Below are 23,516 nucleotides of genomic sequence, written 5' to 3' on the forward strand. Positions count from 1 at the left end.
GAGGGAGGGCCGCACGGCCCACGCGGATCGGAAGACGGTTACGCCGCCGTCTGTACCGGCGGCCCGGTCACGGTGAACTCTCCGCCGCTTCGGTGCTCCGGAGTTCGTGCGTCCCCGTGGTAACTCGACGGCATGCACACGGTGGGTGACACCCAGTGGGACCACGGCAGGGTGAAGGTTATGTGTTTCCTGCCGGAGTTGAACCACTGGACGCGGGTCCACTCGGCCGAGTGGAATTCGGTGACTTCAGTGGAGGCGGGCGGCGGAGGTGGTGGTACGTCGAGCATGCTAAAGGCGCTCTTTCGATGGTGGGAATTCCCCTGCCAATCGCAGGGAAGGCCCCGAGCGTAGGCGAGCGCGCTGGCAACGATCAAGCTCCGGTCTGATTTTCACTGTTGGGCTGCGTCTGAAGTATCCTTTCCCGCAGGCGCGCCACTTCTGACTCGTCGAGGGTTTGGAATATGCCAATGGCGATTGCCCACAGCTCTTGCGCCCGTTCCGGTTGCCCTCTGGCCATCAGCAGTTCAGCGGTGGCGTCCAGCGTGCGCGCCTCTTCCTCCGGCGCCTGAAGCCTCCGGGCGAGGTCGAGCGACTCTTCGAGGCACTGCTGGGACCTTTCGAGACGACCGAGGTGGCGCTGGGCAGTGCCCAGCCCGCGGAGCGCCTGGGCCTCTTCCAGACCTGCGCCGATGTCGCGGGCCAGCGCCAGCGCCCGGCTGTGCTGACCGACTGCTTCCTCGTACCGGGCGGATGCGCCGAGGACGTTGCCGAGGGCGACGCGAGTGATGGTCTCGCTTCTCCGGTCTCCGAGCTTCTGGAAAGATCCGAGCGCCTCCTCATACAGTTCCAGTACGGCGCTCATCTCTTCAGGAACGACAAACGTGTTACCCAGATTGAGCCGAGCCAAGGCCTGCTCCGAGCGGCTCCCTGATTCGATTGCGATCTCCAATGACCGGTAGAAGAAACGACGCGCTGATTTCCTGTCCCCCATGTGCAAGTGGACGTCCGCGAGATTGTTGAGCGCTTGCGCCTCTCCCCGCGTGTCACCGATTTCACGAAAGGCCAGGAGAGCTTCCTGGAAGAACCTGAAGGAAGTGGTGTGGTGTCCCAGATGCAGGTGGGCGATGCCCATGTTGTTGGTGCTTCGAGCCTGGTTCCACCGGTCTCGCGTGCGGATGCGGATCTCCAGGGCTTCGTTCTGCACCTCCAGCATTCGGCGATACTCGGCACGGTGCCAGTGGAGTATTCCCAGCTGGTGGAGAGCTTCGGCGGTGCACTCGGGGTCGTGCGTACGCCGGGCCAGCTCGAGAGCTCGCCTGCCGGCCGCTTCCGCCTCCTCGTAGCGTGCCGCGTGGGCGTGCGTGACGCTGAGGTCTGTCAGTGCCAGCGCTTCGGCCCGGTCGGCGCCCTGGGAGTTCCAATGGTGCGCCGCGTGACGGTGCATCCGCTCCGCCTCGTCCCACAGCCCTTCACTGTCCAAGAACGCCGCCAGTATGTGCGCCATTTCCGCGGCCGCGCCGGGAAGACCGTGCGTACGCGCGTGCTGCTCCGCAGCGATCAAGGCTGGGCTCTCCGTCAGCAGCCAGTTCCTGGCCTCCTGGGCGTCGGACAGGTCGGGCAGTACGTCGGGAGAGGTGGCTGTGGTGAGGACGAGCCGAGTGCGCCGGGGGTGAGCTCGGGTGTCGGCGTGTAAGGCGGCGGCACGGTAGAACTCGACAAGACGGCTCACGGCGTCGGTCTCTTCCCCGGAGTTCCTGCGGGCGAGCGTGAGGGCGTACTCCCCGAGCAGATCGTGGAATCGGTAGCGCTCCGGTGCGGGCTCAGTCAGCAGATTCGAGTCCAGCAGCGCCTCGAGCTGCCGCTCCGCCTGGTCGATCGGCTCACCGATGAGAGCGGCGGCCGCGTGAGTGCCGAAACCATGGCCGAAGTGCAGGCCCAAGCGTCGGAAGGCAGCCTGTTGCTGCCGCGTCAGAGTCCGGTAGGACAGTTCGAAGGCCCTGTCCAAACCGGCGTCCCGGTCCCGGATCTCCGCCAGCCTGCTGTGGCTCCGGGCCAGCTTCTGCGCCAGGTGACGCGTGCTCCAAGCGGGACGGGAGCGCAGTCGGCTCGCCGCCAGTTCGATCGCCAGGGGCAGTCGTCCGCACATCTCCACGACGCGGGCCGTTCCGTCGACGTCCTGGGCACGCTCTGCCCCGGCGAGCCGGGAGAAGAGCGCCACCGCGTCCTTCCGCGGAAGGACATCGACGAACAGGGGGCGTACCCCCGGGACACCCGACAACCGCTGCCGGCTGGTGACGATCACCAATGACGGGGAGTCGAGGGGAAGGAGTGCCCGGATCTGCTCGGGACCCGCCGCGTCATCGAGGACCACAACGGTACGCCGTTCGCGCAGCAGGCTGCGCCACAAGCTGGTACGTTCCTCCAGCCCGTGCGGGATGTCCTGGGAGGCGAGGCCCAGGGACCTGAGCAGCGACGCGAGCGCAGCGGAGGGAGCCAGCGGGGTTCTGTCGGCGGAGTGTGCTTGGAGATCGACATAGAGCCGCCCGTCCGGGTACGCGCTTGCCAGAGCGCGAGCGGCGTGGAAAGCCAGGAGCGACTTCCCGACACCCGCCATCCCCGAGACGCTCTCCACCGCGATCACGGTGCCGGCCGGAAACGGTTCCCGCAGCGCGGCGATCTCCCGGTCCCGCCCGATGAGGTCGGAGTGGGCTGGGAGGTTGTTGAGCGGTGTGGAGGCCGGTGCGCCCTGAGTTGCGGGCGCGAGTATGTCCCCCAACGGTGCCTGGCGCAGGATCAGACGGTGCAGGCGATCGAGTGACTCGCCGGGGTCAGTGCCCAGTTGCTCGCGCAGTCGTCTGCGGAAGTCGACGTACAGACGCAACGCGTCCGCCTGTCTTCCGCAGCCGTAGTACGCGGTCATGAGGTGTTCCACGATGGTCTCGTTGGCCGGTTGCCGTTGAAGGAGGAGCGGCAGTTCCGCCGCCGGCTCCTCGAACTTCCCGCATCGGAGTTCGAGCGCGGCTTGCTCGATACGGATCGCCACGCGCTTCGTCTCCAGCCTCGCCCGGACTTCCTCGGCCCAGGTGCCGGTCAGTCCGGCCAGGGGTTCACCCCGCCAGAGCGATTCCGCCTCCCGCAGCGTGTCCAGTCTGCGAGCAGTCGACCTCTCCTGTGCGGCCCGGGCTCGCGCGGTGAGGTGGTGATAGCGGTGGAAGTCGATGAAGTCGGGTGCGAGGTCCAGCGTGTAGGTGTGCGCGTGCTGCGCGATGAGGGGGCGGTCGCACATATACCGGAACCGGCGTCGCAGCCTGGCCGCGTACGCGTGCAGGCTGGCATACGGCTTGGCCGGTGGATCCTCGTCCCAGAGCCGGTGTATGAGGGTCTCCGACGAGATCGCCCTCCCCGCGTCGATCGCCAATGAGGCCAGAAGCGCACGTTCTTTGGCCGACCCGAGTGAGTCGTGGCGTCCGGCCGACTGGAGGCCGACGGGCCCAAGGACGAGAATAGTGAAGTCCACCAGCGTTCCCTTCGCCGGTTCGACTTGTTCTCTCTTGCCGGAGATCGCCTGAGCCGAGCGGGCTGATATCTCCTCGGCCGAGGATGGCAGGCCGAAGCCCGTCTAGCCAGAACCTTCCCCTTGATCCGCCTGGTTGGCCAGAATGATTCGGCTGGTGAGGTGGTACTGCTTGCCGCCGACGCGAACGGGTAGCACACGTTCTGATCAGGGACCTGATGACCGTGTTCCCAAAGACGGGAAGGGGCGGGATGGAAGCGCTCACAGTTACGGATCTCACTGCCGCCTTGACTACCGCTGTCCGAAAACCGCTCGCCTGGAACAGCCTTTCAGAACTGATCAACGGGGCAGCCGAAGGGCCGGGACACCCGCTTTGTGAGGCCCTGATGGCTCTCGAATCGGAACCGGCGAGCCGAAGCCGTGCAATTACACTCGCTCAAGTATTACTTGAACGTGCGCGTGTTCACTCGGAATTCGGTACTGCGCTGAGTGGGTGGATGTTCGACGAATCAGCGACCGCACAGGACGGACCGGGTGAGCACGCCGGGGAGATTCGGAACGTCGTCGACAGCGGTCGGCTCTCCGGAACCGTTGTCCAGGCCGCTGAGATACATGGTGGCGTACATGTCCTGACGGAGCCTGCCACCAGGATGCCGGTGCCACGGCAGTTGCTGCCGGCGCCCTCGGATTTCGTCGACCGTGACACCGACCTGGCGTCATTGCACCGGGCCCGGGCCGAGCACCGCGGCGCCTCCGGTTTGATCGTCGCGGTGACAGGTCCTGCTGGTGTGGGCAAGACGGCATTGGTGTCCCGCTGGCTGACGAGCATCGCCCCGGCCTTCCCGGACGGCCAGCTCTACGCGGATCTGGGCGGGTACTCGCTCGGTGGACCACAGCTGCCCAGCGACGTCCTGGGCAGGCTGCTGCGGTCTTTGGGATGCGCCCACGTACCCACCGAGCTGGCGGAGAAGGCAGCCCTGTGGCGTTCCGTGACGGCAGGCCGCCAGGTGGCGGTCATGCTGGACAACGCTCTGAGCGCGGCCCAGGTCCGCCCGCTGCTGCCTGGCGGGCGGGACAGCCTGGTAGCCGTCGTCAGCCGCCGGAGACTGACCGGGCTCGGTCTTGACGGTGCGGTGTTCCGCGCGTTGGACGTTCTCGGCTCGACCGCGTCGGCCGAGTTGTTCCGCCGCCGTGTCGGAGGATGCCGAGCCTCGGAAGACCCCGCCGCGGTCCGGCGCATCGCCGCGCTCTGTGCCGGTTTCCCGCTGGCGGTCTGTGTGGCCGCGGCGCGTGTGGCGGCCCGGCCCCGGCAGAGTGTGGCCGCCTTGGCCGGAGGGATGACGGCGGACGCCCGTCGTTTCGAGTCCCTCCGCGTGGACGGGGACAGCGTCGTGGAGTCGGCGTTGGACGACTCCTACCGAGCTCTGACGGGCGAGGTGGCGCGCGCGTACAGACGACTCGGTGTTCTCCCCGTGGACGTCTTCGGGGTCGATGCCGCCGCGGCCGCTTGCGCTGTCAGCCGCCCGCGGATGCAACAGCTCCTGGACGAGCTGGTGGAGGCCAGCCTTCTGGAGGACGCGGGGAACCGCCCGGCCACGGAGCCGGGATTCCGGTTGCACGATCTCATCCGCCTGCACGCCCTGCACAGGTCCCGCAGCGAGGAGGGCGAGGGGACGTCGACCGAGGTTGTCCGACGTTGCCTCGAGTGGTATCTGGCGACCGCCACAGCCGCCAGATACCTGTTGGCACCGACCCACCGCCGGATGCGCCGGGACTACCTCTTCTCGCCTGTCCGGGCCCTCGGTTTCGAAAGCCCCGACGCCGCTTTGGAGTGGATGAACGCGGAAGGGCCGAGCCTGATGCGCCTGGTGCGGCTGGCCTCGGAGCGTGGGTGGAGCGACGTCTGCTGGCAACTGGTCGACGCGATGCAGCCGTGGTTCCTGCGCTCGCGCCCTTACGACCTGTGGGTCGAGTCCCATCGGATCGGTCTGGCAGCGGCCCGGAACGCCGGTCACGCGGAGGGTGTCAGCCGGATGCTCACCACGGGGGGCAGCGGCCTGTACAACGCCGGGCGCCTCGATGAGGCACTCGACTGGTTCACCTCGGCGCGGGAGGACGCAAGCCACCGCGGTGATCGCCGTGCGAAGGCTCAGGCACTGCACGGCCTGGGACAGACCCACCGGCTGGCCGGCCGGCTGGACCTGGCCAAGGCGCTCTTCACCGAGGCCCTCGACATCCGCTCGGCCATCGGACACCGCAGGGGAGCAGCCCTCTCCCGCCTCTGTCTGGGTGATGTGGCCCTCGCCGGCGACCGGCCTGACGAAGCGCGGCTGTACCTGGCGAGAGCCCGAGCGGAGTTGACGGCCGTCCAGGACCGGTACGACGCCGCGCGAGCGCTGGCCTTCCTGGGCCGCGCCCACGCTCATCCGTCCGTACGCCACCCCGACGAGGCCGTGCGTCTGCTCGTCGCGGCCCTGGAGGAGTTCCGGGCCGCGGGTTCAGTGCATTGGCAGGCCCGGGTTCTGGAGATGCTGGGGCAAACGGCACAGGAGTACGGCGCCTCCGACGCGGCCAGGCGCCACTTCCGGGACTCCCTCCGCCTCTACCAGCCCGTGAGCCCCGGGGACAGTGAACGGCTGGAGGGGCGCCTTCGGAAGCTGAGACCCGAGCCGACGGACGGATGACCTGGAAGGTAGACCGCTTGCAGCCGGTCGAGCGTGAAACCCCGTATCAGCCAGGCATGCACGGCGTCGGCGAGCCGGCGATGTTCTTCCGGCCCCATCCCCGTGCGACCGGCGAGGAGGAGCCGTCCTCCGCCCCGGCACAGGACGGAACACCAGACCTCGTGATGCCCGATTCCCGAGGAGCGAAGAGTGACACACAAGCACCCGGGGTAGCGCCTCAGCAACGCGGTGGGAGAGTGTGCCGCCGTTCCGTACAGAACATCAGCGCACTGGCGCATCCTCTCCTCGACGCCGCTGTCGAGGTCCACACTCAGACATGCATCGGCCGACGGTGACGACGCGGCGCGTGGGATGACAGCCCTCATGAGGCACCCCCACGCGCTGAGCCGGAAGCCGCCCTCAAAGTCTCCAGGGGGAGCGGCATCGGCAGCGGGGGTGTGCCGGGAGGGAAGGCAGGCTGTCCCAGACCCAGCACTCGGTACAGCAGGCGCCGGAAGTTCCTGCTGGAGAGACCCGGTTCAGAAGAGAGCCGGGCCGCTATGCGGGCGTAATCCTCAGCGACGTACTCGTCCTTCGCGTAGGCGAGCTGCTCAGTGAGCGGGTGGCTTGCCGAGAGCGTCGGCGCCGTCAACGCCAGTTCGAGACCCGGAGACGCCGGGTTCGCGTCACGGTGCGGGAAGTGGGTCATCAGGATCGGGGCGCCCGTCATGGTGCCGTAGAGCGTCACGGAACCGTAGTCGCCGATGATCCAGTCGGCGGCGATCAGAGGTGGGCGCCAGTCGGCCTCCGGGGACAGGACGGTGTACCCGGCGTCCCGGCAGCCCGCGAGCCAGGCGCGCACCTGCCAGGCGCCGTAGCGCGCCCACACGTTGGGGTGGACGAGAACGGCGACCCGGAAAGCGTCCTGCGGCAACTCGGCCAGGAGCCGGGGAAGCAGGGCCCCGATCCGGTTGAACGACGACGTCTTCCCCCACGTGGAGGACACGAGAACCAGCTTCTGGCCGGGCAGCAACCCCAGGGCGGCGCGGTAGTCGTCTCGCAGCGGCAGGCTCCGCAGAATGCGGTCGTAGCATGGGTCACCGGTGACCGTGGCGATGGAAAGCGCTTCGGGGCACCAGCGTTCCAGAGCAGCGAGGTCGTCCCGGTGTGCCAGTGCGACTGCCGCGGGTACGACCTCGCCTTCCCAGGTCAGGTACCCCTTTCCGGTGATACCACCAGGGGCGCGCGTTTCCCCGTGCGGGACGTCTTCGGCACGGGCGAGCTTCATGTGGCCCGCTCCGTGGGAGACGCGCACCAAGGGTGCCCGCAGTTGCTGGATTCCCGCCGACCCGGCGGCCAGGGCCAAGTCGTACTCCGTCCGTACGGCCTCATCCCAGCTGACCACGGTGGCTCCGAGCGCCCGCAGGAAGTCAGTGGCACCTGCGTTGAAGGGGTGCGGGGCGACCGTGAACGTGACCTCGAACCGCAGATCTGCTTCCAGCAGCGGCAACAGGTCCTGGAGCCGCTTGCCGTACACCTCCGTGTGCACGACGACCAGCACCCTCTTGCCCGTCGCCAGAGTGGCCCACTTGCCGGTGGTTGCCTGTCCGCGGCTTGCCCTGTGGATGTCCTGGACCGACATTCTTTCCCCCATGTCCTCGACGAATGGTGCGAGGAGGGGCTGCCCGTGGGCGGATACGGAAACCCTGTCGCTTCCTTGACATCTTCTTGCAGGGGCGGCACGGAGCCGCGCCGCGCTCCGGGTGTCCGCTCGAGCGTCACCGGCTGTGGGGGTGACGACCTCACACGCCGCCCCGTTCCGTTCGCCGGGGATCGGGCACCCGCTCGGTGGGAGCGACGAGGGAGGGCCTGATGGACATGTCCGTATCCGGTGTCCGAGGAAGAGGACGAGGACGAGCGCGAGGGCGAGGGCGTGGTGGGGCGCGGGAGGTGAGTGTGCGGGCCCAGGCGCGGGCGCGGCCCGTGTTGGGCTGGGCGGCGCGGGCCGGGTTCGCGGGGCGCGGGTTCATCTACCTGCTGGTCGGCGTGCTGGCGTTGCAGGTGGCGTTCGCCGACGGGAAGAGGGGCGGGCAGGCGGACCGCGGCGGGGCGCTGCGGGAGGTGGCCGGCAGGCCGTTCGGGGCGTTCGTGCTGTGGGCCTTGGGGCTGGCGCTGGCGGGTATGGCGCTGTGGCGGTTGGCGGAAGCCGTCTGGGGTGTCACCGAGCCCGAGGGGCACAGGGCGCACAAGCGGCTGCTGTCGGCGGCGCGTGGCGTCTTCTACGGGTTCGTGGCCTACTCGGTGCTGGCGTTCGCCGCCGGCGACCGCGGCAGCGGCAGCGGCGCGTCCGACAAGCAGTCGAAGGACGTGACGGCCGAGGTGCTCGGGCTGCCCGCCGGACAGTGGCTGATGGGCGCGGTGGGCGCCGGAGTGGTCGTCGCCGGGGTGGTGATGGCCGGGCGCGCGGCGCTGCGTACCTACCACGAGCAGCTGAGGACCGGCCAGATGTCGCGGCGCCAGCGCCGGTTCGTCGACGTGACGGGTGTCGCCGGCGGCGTGGCGCGCGGTCTGGTGTTCGCCGCGGCGGGGGTCTTCCTTTCGCGCGCGGCCCTCGCGTACGAGCCGGAGAAGGCCAGGGGCATGGACGACACGCTGCGCTCCTTCACCGAGACCCCGGCGGGGCCCTGGCTGCTGGTCGCCGTGGCGGTGGGGCTGGGGCTCTTCGGCCTCTACTCCTTCGGCGTGGCGCGCTGGCGCAGGACCTGAGCCCGCCGGCCGGCGCGCGCGAGGGCCCCGGGGGCGGCGCGATGCCGCACCCCGGGGCCCTCTTCAGCGGGCGCTCACCGGGCGGTCGGACGCCTCAGCTCAGCGTCGCCAGCGCCTCGTTGAGGGTCTTCGACGGGCGCATGACGGCCGACGCCTTCTGCGGGGCCGGCTGGTAGTAGCCGCCGATGTCGGCGGGCGAGCCCTGGACGGCCGCCAGCTCGTCGACGATCGTCTGCTCCTGCTCGGTCAGCGTCTTGGCCAGGCCGGCGAACGCCTCGGCGAGCTGGGTGTCCTCGGTCTGCCTGGCCAGCTCCTGCGCCCAGTACAGGGCGAGGTAGAAGTGGCTGCCGCGGTTGTCGAGGCCACCGATCCGGCGGGTCGGTGACTTGTTCTCGGCCAGGAACGTGCCGGTGGCCCGGTCGAGGGTGTCCGCCAGGATCTGGGCGCGCGCGTTGTCCGTCTTGTGCGCCAGGTGTTCGAAGCTGACGGCCAGCGCGAGGAACTCGCCCAGGCTGTCCCAGCGCAGGTAGTTCTCCTTGACGAGCTGCTGCACGTGCTTGGGCGCCGAGCCGCCGGCGCCCGTCTCGAACAGCCCGCCGCCGTTGATCAGCGGCACGACCGACAGCATTTTGGCGCTGGTGCCCAGCTCCAGGATCGGGAACAGGTCGGTCAGGTAGTCGCGGAGCACGTTGCCGGTGACGGAGATGGTGTCCTCACCGCGGCGGATGCGCTCCAGGGAGAAGGTCATCGCCTCGGCCGGGGACATGATCTCGATCCGCAGGCCCTCGGTGTCGTGCAGCGGCAGGTACTCGCGCACCTTGGCGATGAGGTTCCTGTCGTGGGCGCGGGTCTCGTCCAGCCAGAAGACCGCCGGGTCGCCGGTGGCGCGGGCGCGGGTGACGGCGAGCTTGACCCAGTCCTGGATCGGCACGTCCTTGGTCTGGCACATCCGGAAGATGTCGCCCTCGCCGACGGCCTGCTCCAGCACGAGGGTGCCCTCGCCGTCCAGCACGCGGACGGTGCCGGTCGCCGGGATCTCGAACGTCTTGTCGTGGCTGCCGTACTCCTCGGCCTTCTGGGCCATGAGGCCGACGTTGGGCACGGAACCCATGGTGGCCGGGTCGAAGGCGCCGTTGGCCTTGCAGTCCTCGATGACGGCCTGGTAGATGCCCGCGTAGCTGCTGTCGGGGATGACCGCGAGGGTGTCCTGCTCCTGGTCGTCCTTGTTCCACATGTGGCCCGAGGTGCGGATCATCGCGGGCATGGAGGCGTCCACGATGACGTCGCTGGGCACGTGCAGGTTGGTGATGCCGCGGTGGGAGTCGACCATCGCCAGGTCGGGGCCCTGGGCGAGTTCTGCGTCGAACGAGGCCTTGATCTGCTCGCCCTCCGGCAGCGACTCCAGGCCCTTGAAGATGCCGCCGAGACCGTCGTTCGGGGTCAGGCCCGCGGCGGCGAGCTTGTCGCCGTAGGCCGCGAAGGTCTGCGGGAAGAAGGCGCGCACGACGTGGCCGAAGATGATCGGGTCGGAGACCTTCATCATCGTCGCCTTCAGGTGCACGGAGAACAGCACGCCCTCGGACTTGGCCCGCTCGACCTGCGCCTTGAGGAACTCGCGCAGGACGGCGACGCGCATCACCGAGGCGTCCACGACCTCACCGGCCTTGACCGGAACCGACTCGCGCAGCACCGTCTTGGAGCCGTCGTCGCCGTGCAGCTCGATGCGCAGGGCGCCGTCCTCGGCCAGCACCACGGACTTCTCCGTGGAGCGGAAGTCGTCGTCGTCCATGTGGGCGACGTTGGTCTTCGAGGTGGCCTTCCACTCGCCCATGCGGTGCGGGTTGGCCTTGGCGTAGTTCTTGACCGAGGCCGGTGCGCGGCGGTCGGAGTTGCCCTCGCGCAGCACTGGGTTCACGGCGCTGCCCTTGACCTTGTCGTAGCGGGCGCGGACCTCGCGCTCCTCGTCGGTCTGCGGGTCGTCCGGGTAGTCCGGCAGTGCGTAGCCCTGTCCCTGGAGCTCGGCGACGGCCGCCTTGAGCTGCGGGATGGACGCCGAGATGTTCGGCAGCTTGATGATGTTGGCCTCGGGGGTCTTGGCCAGTTCGCCGAGCTGTCCGAGGGCGTCCTCGATGCGCTGGTTCTCCGCCAGGCGCTCGGGGAAGCTGGCGATGATCCGTCCGGCCAGGGAGATGTCGCGGGTCTCGACGGCGACACCGGCCGTCGAGGCGTAGGCCTCGACGACGGGCAGGAAGGAATAGGTCGCCAGGGCCGGGGCCTCGTCAGTGTGCGTATAGATGATGGTCGAGTCAGTCACCGCTACTCCGCTTCGCGTCTGCGCGTCTCGCGTCTACATCGTCTCGATATCAAGATATCCCGTCCGGCCGCGCGCGGGCACAGCGGCCCGCGTGTGGCCGCGGCAACGGCTTCTTCCCCTGCCGGACCCCGGAAAACCCCTGGTCGGAACGCTCCCCTCGCACGGCGTCCGCCCGGGGCGCAGCCCGCCCACCCGCGCGCCGAGGGACGCGGCCACCGCGTGTCACCCCGGCTGACTCCCCGTACCCCGCCCCGTCGCCACCTTGCGGACTCCGAAGCGAGGGTGTCGGTGCAGGCACCCTTCTGGCGGGCGGGCACGGCAGGTCCCCTCAGCGGGTCGGCCACCGACCACGAGGCGCGCGCTGCCCACGCGCCAGCGCCTCCTCCACCTCGCGCACGGTCTACTCCCACGCGGGCAGTCCACAACCTGACCCACAAGGAGAGATCACGCCGACGGAAGGGGCCGGAGGGCAGAGCAGGGGGTGCGCAAGCGTCACCGGCTCAACCGGTGACGCTCCAACGGGCCGGTGCCCCCACGCACCGACGGTGCGCGCCGCTCAGGCCGCCGGGGCCGGGTACGTCGGGTACTCGGCGCCGGAGACGTACTGGACGACGCGGACGACCTGGCAGGAGTAGCCGAACTCGTTGTCGTACCACAGGTAGAGGATGGCGTTGTCGCCGTCGACCTTGGTGGCACCGGCGTCGACGATCGAGGCGTGGCGCGAGCCGATGAAGTCGTTGGAGACGGCGTCGGGTGCGCTGGTGAAGTCGATCTGGCGCTTGAGCGGCGAGGTCAGCGAGACGTCACGCAGGTGGTCGAGGACCTCCTCGCGGTCGGTCTCGCGGGCGAGCTGGAGGTTGAGGATGGCGAGGGAGACGTCCGGCACGGGCACCCGGATCGAGCTGCCGGTGATCTTCGCGTCCAGGTCAGGCAGCGCCTTGGCGACGGCGGAGGCCGCACCCGTCTCGGTGAGGACCATGTTGAGCGGCGCCGAGCGCCCACGGCGGTCCGACTTGTGGTAGTTGTCCAGCAGGTTCTGGTCGTTGGTGAAGGAGTGGACCGTCTCCACGTGGCCGCGCACCACTCCGAACTCGTCCGCCATCGCCTTCAGCGGCGGGACGATCGCGTTGGTGGTGCAGGACGCGCACGAGATGATCTGCTCGTCCGGCTTGATCATGTCGTGGTTGACGCCGTGCACGACGTTGGGGACGTCGCCCTTGCCCGGGGCGGTCAGCACGACCTTGTCGATGCCGGGGCGCAGGTGCTTGGAGAGCCCCTCGCGGTCGCGCCACCTGCCGGTGTTGTCGATGAGGACGGCGTCATCGATGCCGTAGTCCGTGTAGTCCACCGACGTCGGGTCGTCGGAGTAGATCACCTTGATCTCGTTGCCGTTGGCGACGAGGGTGCTGTTGGCCTCGTCGACGGTGATGGTGCCCTGGAACTGGCCGTGGATGGAGTCACGGCGCAGCAGCGAGGCCCGCTTGACCAGGTCCTGCGCGGACTGACCCGCGGTCTTGCGTACGACGATGGCCCGCAGCCGCAGGCCGTTGCCGGAGCCCGCCTTCTCGATCAGCAGGCGGGCCAGGAGACGGCCGATACGGCCGAACCCGTAGAGGACCACGTCCCGCGCCTGGCGGCGGTCGATCTTGTTGGCGCCCGTCGCCCCCGCCACGGCCTCGGCGGTGAACTCGGCGACCGACAGGCCGCGGTCGTCGGCCCTGTGGGTGGCGGCGAGCATGCCGATGTCGATCTGGGAAGGACCCAGGTCGAGCGCGGTCAGGGCCTGGAGGAACGGAAGCGTCTCGGTGACCGACAGCTCCGCGCCGGCGATCTGCCGGGCGAACCTGTGGGTCTTGAGGATGCTGATCACCGACTTGTTCACCAAGGAGCGGCTGTGCAGCAAAACGGTGACGTCCCGCTCGCGGTGCAGCTTCCCGATGACCGGGATCATCGACTCCGCGATCTCCTCGCGGTGCTTCCAGTTGGTGAACGCGTCCTCGTTGACAGTCACAGTTCTTATCTTTCGAGCTAGGCGGTGCTCATATGCTAACCCCCGCCGTCCCGATCATGTGATCAGCCCACCTCCCGAGGAGACACCCCGTTGCAGTCCGGCACGCCGACCCCCGACAGCTACTACGAGCCCGTCGACGAGCACCGCTACAAGCCCACCCCGCACGCGAGCGGGGCGTGGAACACCGAGGAGCAGCACTTCAGTCCGCTCGGCGGCCTGATCGTCCACGCCATGGACCGTCACCTGGCGGCCCGTCCGCACACCGGGCTGCTCCCCGCCCGGATCAGTTTCGACATCCTGGGCCCGCCGGCCCTCGACGAGTGCGAGATCCGGGTGGAGAGCATCCGCCCCGGCCGCACCATCGAACTGCTCGAAGCCGTCGTCCTCATAGCCGACCGCCCGGTGGTACGCGCCCGCGCCTGGCTCCTGGCCACGGCCGACACCACGGCCGTCGCGGGCGGCGCCGCCGCCACGCTCACCCCGCCTCAACAGCTCGCGCCCTGGCCGCTCGACTCCCTGTGGCCTGGCGGCTACATCGCCTCCCTGGACGTCCGGCCGCTCGCACCGCCGCAGCCCGGCCGCACCACCGCCTGGGTCTCCACCGGGGTGGACCTCGTGGCGGGCCGGCCCAGCAGCCCGCTGGCCTCCTTCGTCGCCCTGGTCGACACCGCCAACGGCATCGCCGTACGCCAGTCGCCCACGGACTGGATGTTCCCCAACGTCGACCTCACCATCCACCTCCACCGCCAGCCCGAAGGGGCCTGGACCGGCCTGGACACCACCGTCGTCTTCGGCCCCACGGGCCAGGGCCTCACCAGCACCGTCCTGCACGACCTGAACGGCCCGGTCGGCCACGCCCAGCAGCTCCTGACCGTGCGCCCCCTGCCGGGCACCGACGGATAGCGGGCAACAGGCAACGGGTGCCACGGGACAGCACGGTCGCCCCGTACGTCTCGCTCAGTAGCGGGCGCCCCGCACGTAGCACTCAGGTATGACCCGTTGACCAGTGCCAAGACGGATTCGGCGGCCCCCGCCACGCCCATAGCGTCGGTCCGGCAAGGACGGACGAGCCAACGAGCGTGGCGGTGCAGGACATGACACGGACGACCCGGCAGGACCCGAAGCGGACCCACGGCGCGAGGGCGCGGGCCCACACGGCGGGGGCGCGCACCCACCCGGCGGGGGCCAAGGCGTTCGCTCCCGAATACCAGGGCGCCCTCGGCGCACTGTCGGTGAACTCGTCCCTGACCGACGTGCTGGCCCAGGGGACGACCCAGCTGCGGGCAGCCGAAGAGGCCGGGGAGCCGAAGGAGGCGGCGCGCTGCGGGCTCGCCGTCGCGGAGGCCCACCGGCGCCTTGGAAACGTCACCGCGGCCGACCGGGCGTGGAAGGCGAGTTACCGGGCGGCCCGCTCGGCCAGGGACGCCGCGGCGATGGCGTGGGCCATGTGGAGCGGCGGCACACTCGCCCGCCAGCGCGGCGCGCTCCCGCTCGCCTACCGGCTGCTGGAGCGCGCGGCCGACCTAGGCGAACGCGGCGACGACGTGCTGGCCCGCGGCTACTCGCTCGCCGGGCTCGCGGAGACCGGCCGGATCCAGGGTGACTACGAGGCCGTCGGCGCACTGCACGACCAACTCCTCACCGAGGCCCGCAGCCGCGGGGAGGTACGGCACACGGTGTGGGCGCTGGAGGGCATAGCGCAGATGCACCGCAACACCGGCTCCTACGACAGGGCGCTGGAACTGTTCGAGGAAGCCGCCAGGACCGCCGCGGCGGGCGACGACCGCAGGGGGCGGGCCTGGGCGCTGAGGGGCATCGCCGACGTGGTGTCCGTACGCGACGAGGACACCGAGCGCGCTCTCGCGCTGCTCGCCGAGGCAGAGGCCGACTGCCGCAGGATGCACCTGTCGAGCGCTCTGGCGTACAACCACAAGATGCGCGGCAACGTCCTCTACCGCGCCGCCCGTTACGCGGAAGCCCGCGACACCTACCGGCAGGCACTGGGAGAGTTCACCGCGATGGACGAGCAGCGGGGGACGGCACTGTCCCGGCTCGGCCTCACCAAGTCCCTGGCCCGTCTGGGCAGGCCCCGGTCCGCGACCAGGGCGGAGCTGGCCGACCTGCGCGACACCTTCACCCGCATCGGCCTCCACCACGCGCGCGCCATGGTCGAGAGGGCCACCACCGAGTTGGGCACCGGTCCCCTTCCCGACGCCACGGACGCACCCGCGACGGCCCCCTCACACCCCTGACGCACGGGGTGAGGTGAACCGGTACGGACCCGGCACCGTGGAGTGCCCAGCACCGTGATGGTGTAGCAGGCACCACCATCGATACGGGATCCAGGGCGTTCGTGGCCCGGTCGGCCTTCTCATACGGTGAAGCTGCCGACAACCGGAAAGGGCAAGAAACATGACATCGGAATGGGGAGGGTCCGCGGCCACAGTGGCCACGCGGACAGCGGCCATGAGGCTGGACTCCGTCACGAAAACGTACGGCACAGGGGAGAATGCCGTCACCGCACTGCGGGGAATCTCCCTGGATGTGCCGCGCGGCACCTTCACCGCTGTCATGGGCCCCTCGGGTTCCGGCAAGAGCACCTTCCTGCACTGCGTCGCAGGGCTCGACCAGCCGACCACAGGCCACGTCCACCTCGGGGACACGCAGTTGTCCGGCCTGAAGGAGGCGGCGCTGACGGCCATCCGCCGCGAGCGGATCGGCTACGTCTTCCAGGCCTACAACCTGATGTCGGCGCTGACGGTGCGGCAGAACGTCACCCTCGTCGCGCGGCTGGCGGACATGGCCGTGGACGAGACGTGGCTGCGCGAGGTGCTGACCCGGGTGGGGATGCACCAGCACGTCGACCGCCGGCCCAACCAGCTGTCCGGCGGCCAGCAGCAGCGCGTCGCGATCGCCCGCGCGCTGGTGACCCGCCCGGACGCGCTGCTGGCCGACGAGCCGACCGGCGCGCTGGACACCCGCACCAGCCAAGAGGTCCTCAAGCTGTTCCGGCAGATCGTGGACGAGATAGGCCAGACCGTGCTGATGGTGACCCACGACCCGGTCGCCGCCTCGTACGCCGACACGGTGCTCTTCCTCGCCGACGGGCAGCTCGCGGGCCACCTGAACCGGCCCTCGCCGGCCCAGGTCGCCGAGCGCATGACCCGCCTCGGCGACTGGTGAGGCGGGGCTCGTGTTCGACATCGCATGGAGCACCATCAAGAACCGCAAGGGCGGTTTCATCGCGGCGTTCATCGCCGTGATCTGCGGCTCGGCCGTCATCACCGCCTGCGGCGTACTGCTCATGTCGGGGCTCCTCTCGGGCGTCGCGCCCGAGCGGTACGCCGGTGCGACCGTGATGGTCGGCGGGCAGCAGACCAAGGACGTCAGTCAGAACTTCGACCCGCACTTCCCCGAGCGCGTCACCGTCCCCGCGTCGACGGCCGAGCAGGTCTCCCGCGTCGACGGCGTCGAGAAGGTCGTGCGCGACCGCACCGTCGCGATGGACCTGCACAAGGACGACGGCAGCGCCCGGGGCGAGCCCGTGCGGCTCGACCACCCGCTGTACGGCCACGGCTGGTCCTCGACCGCGCTCGGCCCCTTCGAACTGACCGAGGGCAGCAGGCCGGGCAGCGCCCGGGAGACCGTGCTGGACGCCGGGCTCGCCCGCGAGGCCGGGCTGAAGGTCGGCGACACCGCGCGGCTCTCGGTCGGGACGACGCCGCACGTCTACCGGGTCGTCGGACTGGTCGACGCGCCCGCGAACGGCCTGGACCGGCAGTCGGCCGCGTTCTTCACCGACGCGCAGGCCACCGCTCTCTCCCCGCGCCCCGACCGGCTGACGGCGATCGGCGTCCTGGGAGAGGACGGCACCGACGCGGGCGACCTCGCCGGCAGGATCGAGGATGCCGTCACCGGGACCGACATCACCACCTACACCGGTGACGGGATCGGCGACCTGGAGTTCCTGGACGTCGGCGCGTCCCGCGGCTTCCTCGTCCCGCTGTCCGCCTCGTTCGGCGGCACGGCGCTCGGCGTCGTCATCTTCGTCGTCTCCTCCACCCTCGGCCTGGTCATCCACCAGCGCCGCCGGGAACTGGCGATGCTGCGCGCCATCGCGGCCACACCGCGCCAGATACACCAGCTGATCGGCAGCGAGGTGCTGCTGGTGGGCGTCACCGGAGCGGTGCTGGGCGCGGCGCCCGGCTTCCTGGCCGCCGGGCTGCTGCGCGACGCCTTCGCGCACGTCGGTGTGCTGCCGGATGACTTCGAGCTGGCGTTCAACCCGCTGCCGGCCGTCGCCGCCGTGCTGCTGACCGTGCTGGGCGCGCGGCTGGCCGGGTTCATCGCCGCGTTCCGCATCGCGCGGATCCAGCCGGTGGAGGCGCTGAGCGAGTCCGAGGCGGAGCAGGAGGAACTGGGCAGCACCCGCAAGACCGTCGGAGTGGGGCTGCTCCTGCTCGGCCTGGTGGCGTCGATCGTGCTGCCGCTGGTCATCCCGGGCCAGGTGGCGATCGCCGGAGCCGGCGGATCGCTGGTGGTGCTCATGGTGGGCAGCGCGCTGATCTCCCCCGTCCTGGTGCAGGCGGCGACCCGGATGCTGACACCCCTGTTCAAGAGGTCCCGCGTGAGCGGCTTCCTGGCCGGCGCCAACAGCAGCGCCAACGCCCGCCGCCTCAGCAGCGCCGTCGTGCCCCTGGCGCTGGGCACCGCGATGGCGCTGATGCAGCTGTCGATGCTGAACACCGTCGAGGCGACGGCCGAGGAGCAGGCGACGACCGGTGTCGTCTCCGACTACGTGCTCACCAGCGACACCACGGGCCTGTCCACCGACCTGACCAGCAAGGTCCGCGCCCTCGACGGCGTCGAGACCGTCACCCCGGTGGCCCGCTCGCAGGTGCTGCTCAACTACATCGAGATCGACAAGCCCGCCTCCAACCCCTTCAGCGCCCAGGGCCTGGACGCCCGCGACCTGGACCGCACGCTCGACCTGGACGTGCGCGAGGGCAGCATGGACAAGCTGCGGGGCGACACGGTGGCGCTCAGCTGGATCGCCGCCGACACGGCACGGGTCGACGTCGGGGAAACCGCCGACATCAACCTCGGCGACGGAGTGCACAAGAAGCTGAAGGTCGTCGCCGTCTACGGCAACGGCCTCGGCTTCGGCGACGTCACCCTCCCCCACCGGATGCTGACCGAGCACACCGCCAACCAGCAGGACACGGCGCTGCTCGTCAGCGCAGGCAGCGGCGGCGCGTCCCCGCAGGTCGAGGCCGGGCTGGAGAAACTGGCCGAAGGCACCCCCGGCCTCGCGGTGCAGAGCCCACAGGAGTTCACCGCCGTCCAGCAGGGCCAGTTCGCCCAGCAGTCCTGGACGAACCTGATCGCCAACGCGCTGCTGATGCTCTACGTCCTCATCGCCGTGGTGAACACCCTGGTCATGGCGACGACGGGCCGCAGCCGCGAGTTCGCCATGCTGCGGCTGATCGGCACCAGCAAGCGGCAGACACGGCGCATGATGTTCCTGGAATCCTGGGTCGTGATCGTCACCGCCGTCGTCGTCGGCGTGGCCATCGCCATCCCACCCGCCGTCGGCTGCGCCCTCGCCCTGACGGGCCAGCCGATCCCCTACGTCCAACCGCTGGCCTGGATCGGCATCATCGCCTTCGTCACCCTGCTGGGCTGGCTCTCCATCAGCCTGCCGACCCGCTCGGCACTCCGCACCCGCCCCATCGAAGCGGTCTACGCGGGAGAGTGAGCGCCGCCGCGCCGTACCCGGTGCGGTGACCGCCCCGAGCTCCAGCAGCTCGCGGGCGGTCACCGCCGTCCCACGACGGGAAGCGCATCGCGGACGCCGTCCGTGCGTACAGGGGACGTCAGTCCGCCAGATCCTCTTCCAGCTCCGTCACTTGCGGACCGCTGTCGGTCCTCGGCATCTTCCACCGGTAGGTGGTGCCGGCACCGTCGGTGTACAGGAGGGTGCCGCTGGCCTGCCCGTTCGGGGCGGCCCACTTCCAGCCACCGCCGCCCGCGGGTGCTTCCTCCGAAGCTCCGACGGCGCCGGTGGCCTTGGCCTTGACGGTGACGACGGCAAGGCCCTCGACGACCTCCTCACCGACCTCCAGTAGCCGGGGCACCTCGAAAGCGGAACCGGCGACGTGCCCCCGTCGCTTCCCTGACGTCTTCCCGCCGCGCCAACGGCGAAGACGCACCGCACTCCCGCAGCCTGCTCGGGCGTCACCACCTCAGGGGGTGACGCTCCCACACATGCCGCCCCGCTCCGCGCGCCGGCGGAACCGGCCGTCCACCCGACGGGCATGCCGGCAGCCGGTGCCCGGGCACTCCATCTTCGTCCAGGAGTACGCGGTAAAGCTCAGCCCAGGTCTGTCGGAGGCAAACCTGCTCACCCTGCGCAGCACCCCTCCTGCCGCTCCCACCCCATATGGTGCCCCAGGGCGCCCAAGTCCGGTTTGTCAGTGCTCAGCTCTAGTGTTCCCCGCATGACGAACTTCCGTTCAGGCTTCACGCTCTGGCGCATGATCAATGAAGCTCGCGAGCTCACCGAGCAGGCAGGGATACGGAAGCGCATCGACGCGGTGCTGGACCTCATGGGCGGTGTGGGCGGGGATTACGGCAAAGGCAGGCCGTTGGTCAACTCGCTGGAGAACGTGGCACAAGAGTCAATACGTCACGGTGACTCCGACATCGCCCGGCGCTTCCAGCACTTCGCCTCCTACGCCGGAGGCGACCTATATCTGGAGATCCTGGAACAGAATTACGATGCAGAGGCACGGCAGCGCAGCGAAGAAAGCATGCGGCGAATGATCGCCATGGCGGCCGATCGTGCGGTCGCGGCTCTGGACGTGCTGTGTCAGGAGAATCCGGACGCGACCGCCGCCGACGCCCGTGACCTGTTCCGCGGGATCGCCCGTTCCACCGACTACCTGGGCCTCGGGAAGGGCGAGGGAGGCATCCAACTACCCACGCGGGAGGCGAGACGACTCCAGCAGTTCGGTCACATGGAAATAGTCCTCCGCGACCTGCCCCGACCCGCTTCCGCCGAGGTAGCGCGGATGATGAATGACATCCTGGCCGACGTGGACACCGGGCTGCTGGCCCAGTTGCTCGAACTCCGGGCCAGGCAAGCCGGGCTCGCGGCCCTAGGTGCCGCGGTCGACGACCCGGACAGCTCCGAGAGCGCGCTCCACACCTGCCTCAGGGATCAGGATTGGATCTTCGGCGGAGCGTACGTGGCCGAGTTGGCCCGCCGTCAGTACACACCGGATACCATCCTCGACATTCCCCTGTTGCGCGGCGACGGTTCGCTGCACGTGGTGGAACTCAAGCGCGCCAACATCAAGAACCTGGTCATCCGGCTCCACGGCCATCTCATGCTGGGTGCCCCGGTACACCACGCGGTTTCCCAGACGCAGAACTACCTCAGGATCATGGACGAGAACCGCCAAAGCATCCTGAACGCCCACGGCGTCGACACCCGCCGGGCCTCTGCAACAGTCGTGATCGGCCATGCGCAGTACGTGGCCGGTGGCATCACGCCCCAAGAAGTCGCGGAGACGCTGCGGACGTACAACACACACACGGCCCGAATAGAAGTCATCACGTACGAGACCCTGATGGATTCCGCGAACCGCATGCTGGCCCTCACGTCGGCACGGCAGGACTCCGATAGTGACGAGGAGACCACCACGTGAACGACACACCGCCGCCGCCCGCGATCGAACCGTTCCTCGCCAGCCTGTGCGACGGCGAGATCACCGACAAGGACTATGTCGGCTACTTCATGAACGAACACGGCGAAGAAATGGTCTTTGCCCAGCGCCGAGGTGAAAAGACCGCCCGGCTCTGGCACGGCGACGCGGATGGGGAGCTGTACCGGGTCGGCGACCGTTCGATACGGGCCGACGGCGAACTGAAGGGCATGTCACCGCCGCAGGGCTGGTCATCAACCGTGAAGAAGCAACTTGGCTCGCCTCCTGCCTGGCCGCCTCACGCCACCTACGTGAGGGACGCGCCTGACATGGGCCCCCGTGTTCCCTCCTGACCGACCTCGCAGAGCCCGTGCCCACGACACACCCTGCACCGGCTACGGACCGCCCTTCCCTTCCTGGGAAATGCGGCCCGCGGCCATGTCCAGCAGCAAGCCGGAGCAGCAACCTGCTCCGACGTACGGCCCCTCAGAGGTCGAAGTAGAGCTCAGAAATGCGTCTGACCTGGGCAGTTCCACATCGACAGGCAGGCGCGGTGCACAACCGGTGCACATCGCGGGTGAAAGGGAGACGGGTGCACGCCCAGCGTTGTGTTTCCGCCGGGCGACCTGACGCCGGCACTGCCCACCATGACATCGCCTGCTCAGGAAGAGACCGGCCGTGCGGTGCGGGCTGCCGGAACCTGCACATCTCGACGATGCTTTCCGGAGGCCCCCGCGCTACCAGCCACCTGTGCTCGGGCAGAGCTCACGGTGGTTCCGAGCGACGTACAGCAGATGATCACCCAGACCATTTAAGTCAGGTATGCAGCAGGTGGGCGGGACATCGCGACGGTGACCTTCGGGAAGGGCGGGCCGAGTCCGGCTAGGACTGGTCATCTCGCACCTCGTGCCAGCTGCGGCGCACCTCATGCCATGCGCGGATGAGTGCCGGCAGCCTGTCTAGCACCTCGTGCAGCTGCGAGAGAATCAGTACGACGACTCCGGAGGCTGCGAGGATAAACAGCAGGATGGCGTCCCAGTTCACGACCGTCCCTCCTCGCGCGAGAACCGAGATGTGCCCTCATTATCACGGCGTGACGAAACATCTGGGCTGCTCATTGGGAGAACACGGGCGAGCCACTTCGCGGGGGCACCGAGGCTCTGGAGTGTGGATCTTGTGCCTCCTGCATAGGCGCCTGGCCCGTGGCGGAAGCGTAGCTGTAGGCCACCGCGGCCACTGGTATCAGAATGCGCAAGATGGTATGTGCACTGGAGTGTGTAGGTGCTGTGGCCCAGCCGGTGGTGGGGGTCGCAGGAACAGTACTGGCTATGAATCCGAAGCGGGATTCCCCACAGGGGGTCCATGAGAGAGCTCAGGAAGGCATCGTGGTCAAGCTTGATGCCTCGCACCGTATCCAACTCGAAGATCCATTCGTCATCATGGATCCATGATCGGCTTGAGTACGCGGTGCTAGACATATGGAAGATGGCGATGCGGCGCAATAGCGCGGATCCGAGCCAGTCGAGACCTCGGTGAGCGCTCCAGACCCGGGGATAGTCCCGAATGTGGGCCTGTTCGTATGCAGTTAGCTGTGGCTCGTTCCACAGCGGCGGAGACCCTGCCTTCTCCATGCGGCGCCACCGTTCATCGAGCTCCCCAGCCCAATCCGTCCCGGCAGTGCCACGCAGTATCAGGTGGCACCCATCGCCAGCGAGGGTGAGGTGGAGATCTGGACCCTCGATACCTACAACGCGAAGACCAACGACGCCGTTCACCTGGAGGCCAGGCTCGGCTCCAGGCAGCAGTTCGTCGAGGGCATGGGCGCTGCGAGGGTACGGGTCGTCACTCCGGAACGTGGTGTGGCTGTCGAGATATACAACTGCCGACTTGTCCGCAGTCTGCACAGCAGCAATCCCGAAAGGATGGGCCCACCATTGGCCCCCGCCGCAGAGCTTGGCGAAGATCTCTGCTTCGAGGTGGGCCTGTCGCATGGGGGCTGCACGCAGAGGAGAGCGATTGTCGCCACCCCGGAGTGCTTCTTTCGATACGTGGAAGAGCTCGCCCGTGTAGAGCTGTCGCGTTCGCGCGAGCTTGTTGAGACGCCCACCGCTGGTCATGTGAGATCCGTCCTCGGATACCGTCGCCCCTCGGCATCCGACAACTGATCTGCGAGCCCTGCTTGAGGGCACGAGTGGACAGCGTCGTGGGATGCACAGGTGGGGCTATGGCTCCTTGACCCCTCTGTGACCCTGCAAAGGGGCGACGCAGGACCAGGGGTGGCCTCCTGAAGGCCACAGCCGAGTGTGGAGGAGGGCGAGCCCTGGACGCAAGTACTGCAGTACAGAGGCTATTTCGCGCGAGCAGTACTCTGAGCTTGTTCCGCTTTGACGGACACCGTCGGTGTGGTGGTCAGGCCGCTGTGGCGGCGGCTTCGTAGTCGGCGGGGGTTCGGTAGCCGAGGCTGCTGTGCAGGCGTTTGAGGTTGTACCAGCTCTCGACCCATTCGAAGATCGCGGCGTGTGCGGCGGCTTTGCTGGGC

Annotated in this window: 16 protein-coding genes; 9 read left to right on the top strand and 7 right to left on the bottom strand. The window is 69.0% G+C overall.

Annotated elements, in window-relative coordinates:
• Positions 1–370 precede the first annotated feature (370 nt).
• Complete coding sequence (locus tag DQ392_RS21575) at positions 371–3,517, bottom strand: AfsR/SARP family transcriptional regulator (protein WP_114017275.1); 3,147 nt, start codon at positions 3,515–3,517, stop codon at positions 371–373.
• A 647-nt stretch (positions 3,518–4,164) separates the two neighbouring features.
• Here DQ392_RS21575 and DQ392_RS21580 point away from each other — a divergent pair.
• Complete coding sequence (locus DQ392_RS21580; RefSeq protein ID WP_181856513.1) at positions 4,165–6,198, top strand: tetratricopeptide repeat protein; 2,034 nt, start codon at positions 4,165–4,167, stop codon at positions 6,196–6,198.
• A 361-nt stretch (positions 6,199–6,559) separates the two neighbouring features.
• Here DQ392_RS21580 and DQ392_RS21585 read toward each other — a convergent pair whose 3' ends face one another.
• Entirely contained in the window at positions 6,560–7,819 is a 1,260-nt protein-coding gene (locus DQ392_RS21585) for a hypothetical protein (protein WP_114017277.1), read from the bottom strand.
• A gap of 236 nt (positions 7,820–8,055) precedes the next feature.
• Between DQ392_RS21585 and DQ392_RS21590 the strand changes: the two genes are divergently transcribed.
• A complete protein-coding gene (locus DQ392_RS21590; RefSeq protein ID WP_425470573.1) occupies positions 8,056–8,943 on the top strand; it encodes a DUF1206 domain-containing protein in 888 nt (295 codons plus the stop codon).
• Between the two features lie 94 nt (positions 8,944–9,037).
• Here the strand turns inward: DQ392_RS21590 and DQ392_RS21595 are convergent, their stop codons facing one another.
• Together DQ392_RS21595 and DQ392_RS21600 are read right to left on the bottom strand one after the other, a co-directional pair.
• Positions 9,038–11,257 carry an NADP-dependent isocitrate dehydrogenase gene (locus DQ392_RS21595; RefSeq protein ID WP_114017279.1) on the bottom strand — a complete coding sequence of 740 codons (2,220 nt, stop codon included), beginning with the start codon at positions 11,255–11,257 and terminating at the stop codon, positions 9,038–9,040.
• Positions 11,258–11,813: 556 nt separating this feature from the next.
• Entirely contained in the window at positions 11,814–13,268 is a 1,455-nt protein-coding gene (locus tag DQ392_RS21600; protein WP_114017280.1) for a glyceraldehyde-3-phosphate dehydrogenase, read from the bottom strand.
• A 90-nt stretch (positions 13,269–13,358) separates the two neighbouring features.
• Between DQ392_RS21600 and DQ392_RS21605 the strand changes: the two genes are divergently transcribed.
• The 4 genes from DQ392_RS21605 to DQ392_RS21620 all read left to right on the top strand — a co-directional run bounded on the left by DQ392_RS21605 (position 13,359) and on the right by DQ392_RS21620 (position 19,026).
• Entirely contained in the window at positions 13,359–14,171 is an 813-nt protein-coding gene (locus DQ392_RS21605; protein ID WP_114017281.1) for a thioesterase family protein, read from the top strand.
• Positions 14,172–14,362: 191 nt separating this feature from the next.
• Complete coding sequence (locus DQ392_RS21610; protein ID WP_114017349.1) at positions 14,363–15,520, top strand: tetratricopeptide repeat protein; 1,158 nt, start codon at positions 14,363–14,365, stop codon at positions 15,518–15,520.
• 214 nt (positions 15,521–15,734) lie between these two features.
• Complete coding sequence (locus DQ392_RS21615; RefSeq protein ID WP_114017282.1) at positions 15,735–16,451, top strand: ABC transporter ATP-binding protein; 717 nt, start codon at positions 15,735–15,737, stop codon at positions 16,449–16,451.
• 10 nt (positions 16,452–16,461) lie between these two features.
• Entirely contained in the window at positions 16,462–19,026 is a 2,565-nt protein-coding gene (locus DQ392_RS21620; RefSeq protein WP_114017283.1) for an ABC transporter permease, read from the top strand.
• Between the two features lie 118 nt (positions 19,027–19,144).
• On the opposite strand, the gene DQ392_RS21625 is transcribed toward DQ392_RS21620, so the two are convergent.
• Positions 19,145–19,405 (bottom strand): hypothetical protein, encoded by a 261-nt coding sequence (locus DQ392_RS21625; RefSeq protein WP_114017284.1) that lies wholly within the window; start codon positions 19,403–19,405, stop codon positions 19,145–19,147.
• 363 nt (positions 19,406–19,768) lie between these two features.
• Here DQ392_RS21625 and DQ392_RS21630 point away from each other — a divergent pair, with 363 nt between their 5' ends.
• Both DQ392_RS21630 and DQ392_RS21635 read left to right on the top strand, forming a co-directional pair.
• Positions 19,769–20,980, top strand: a complete 1,212-nt coding sequence (locus DQ392_RS21630) for a Shedu anti-phage system protein SduA domain-containing protein (protein WP_114017285.1) — start codon at positions 19,769–19,771, stop codon at positions 20,978–20,980.
• Positions 20,977–21,330: a hypothetical protein gene (locus tag DQ392_RS21635; protein ID WP_245981729.1), complete on the top strand. Its 354-nt coding sequence runs from the start codon at positions 20,977–20,979 to the stop codon at positions 21,328–21,330. The genes DQ392_RS21630 and DQ392_RS21635 overlap by 4 nt, the downstream gene beginning before the upstream one ends.
• A gap of 529 nt (positions 21,331–21,859) precedes the next feature.
• On the opposite strand, the gene DQ392_RS34535 is transcribed toward DQ392_RS21635, so the two are convergent.
• Positions 21,860–22,021 (bottom strand): hypothetical protein, encoded by a 162-nt coding sequence (locus DQ392_RS34535; protein ID WP_181856514.1) that lies wholly within the window; start codon positions 22,019–22,021, stop codon positions 21,860–21,862.
• Positions 22,022–22,671: 650 nt separating this feature from the next.
• Here DQ392_RS34535 and DQ392_RS21640 point away from each other — a divergent pair.
• A complete protein-coding gene (locus tag DQ392_RS21640; protein ID WP_147266556.1) occupies positions 22,672–23,142 on the top strand; it encodes a hypothetical protein in 471 nt (156 codons plus the stop codon).
• Between the two features lie 244 nt (positions 23,143–23,386).
• Here DQ392_RS21640 and DQ392_RS21645 read toward each other — a convergent pair.
• A partial coding sequence (locus tag DQ392_RS21645; protein ID WP_114017287.1) for an integrase core domain-containing protein occupies positions 23,387–23,516 on the bottom strand: 130 nt, incomplete at its 5' end.

It is taken from the genome of Streptomyces reniochalinae (genome assembly GCF_003323735.1).
In the GTDB taxonomy this organism is placed as follows: Bacteria; Actinomycetota; Actinomycetes; order Streptomycetales; family Streptomycetaceae; genus Streptomyces; species Streptomyces reniochalinae.

Bases quoted from the DNA above. Each gene is read 5' to 3' on its own strand.
- DQ392_RS21580 (WP_181856513.1), top strand. From the start codon at position 4,165: ATGCCGGTGCCACGGCAGTTGCTGCCGGCGCCCTCGGATTTCGTCGAC.
- DQ392_RS21585 (WP_114017277.1), bottom strand. From the start codon at position 7,819: ATGTCGGTCCAGGACATCCACAGGGCAAGCCGCGGACAGGCAACCACC.
- DQ392_RS21590 (WP_425470573.1), top strand. From the start codon at position 8,056: ATGTCCGTATCCGGTGTCCGAGGAAGAGGACGAGGACGAGCGCGAGGG.
- DQ392_RS21610 (WP_114017349.1), top strand. From the start codon at position 14,363: ATGACACGGACGACCCGGCAGGACCCGAAGCGGACCCACGGCGCGAGG.
- DQ392_RS21615 (WP_114017282.1), top strand. From the start codon at position 15,735: ATGAGGCTGGACTCCGTCACGAAAACGTACGGCACAGGGGAGAATGCC.
- DQ392_RS21630 (WP_114017285.1), top strand. From the start codon at position 19,769: ATGACGAACTTCCGTTCAGGCTTCACGCTCTGGCGCATGATCAATGAA.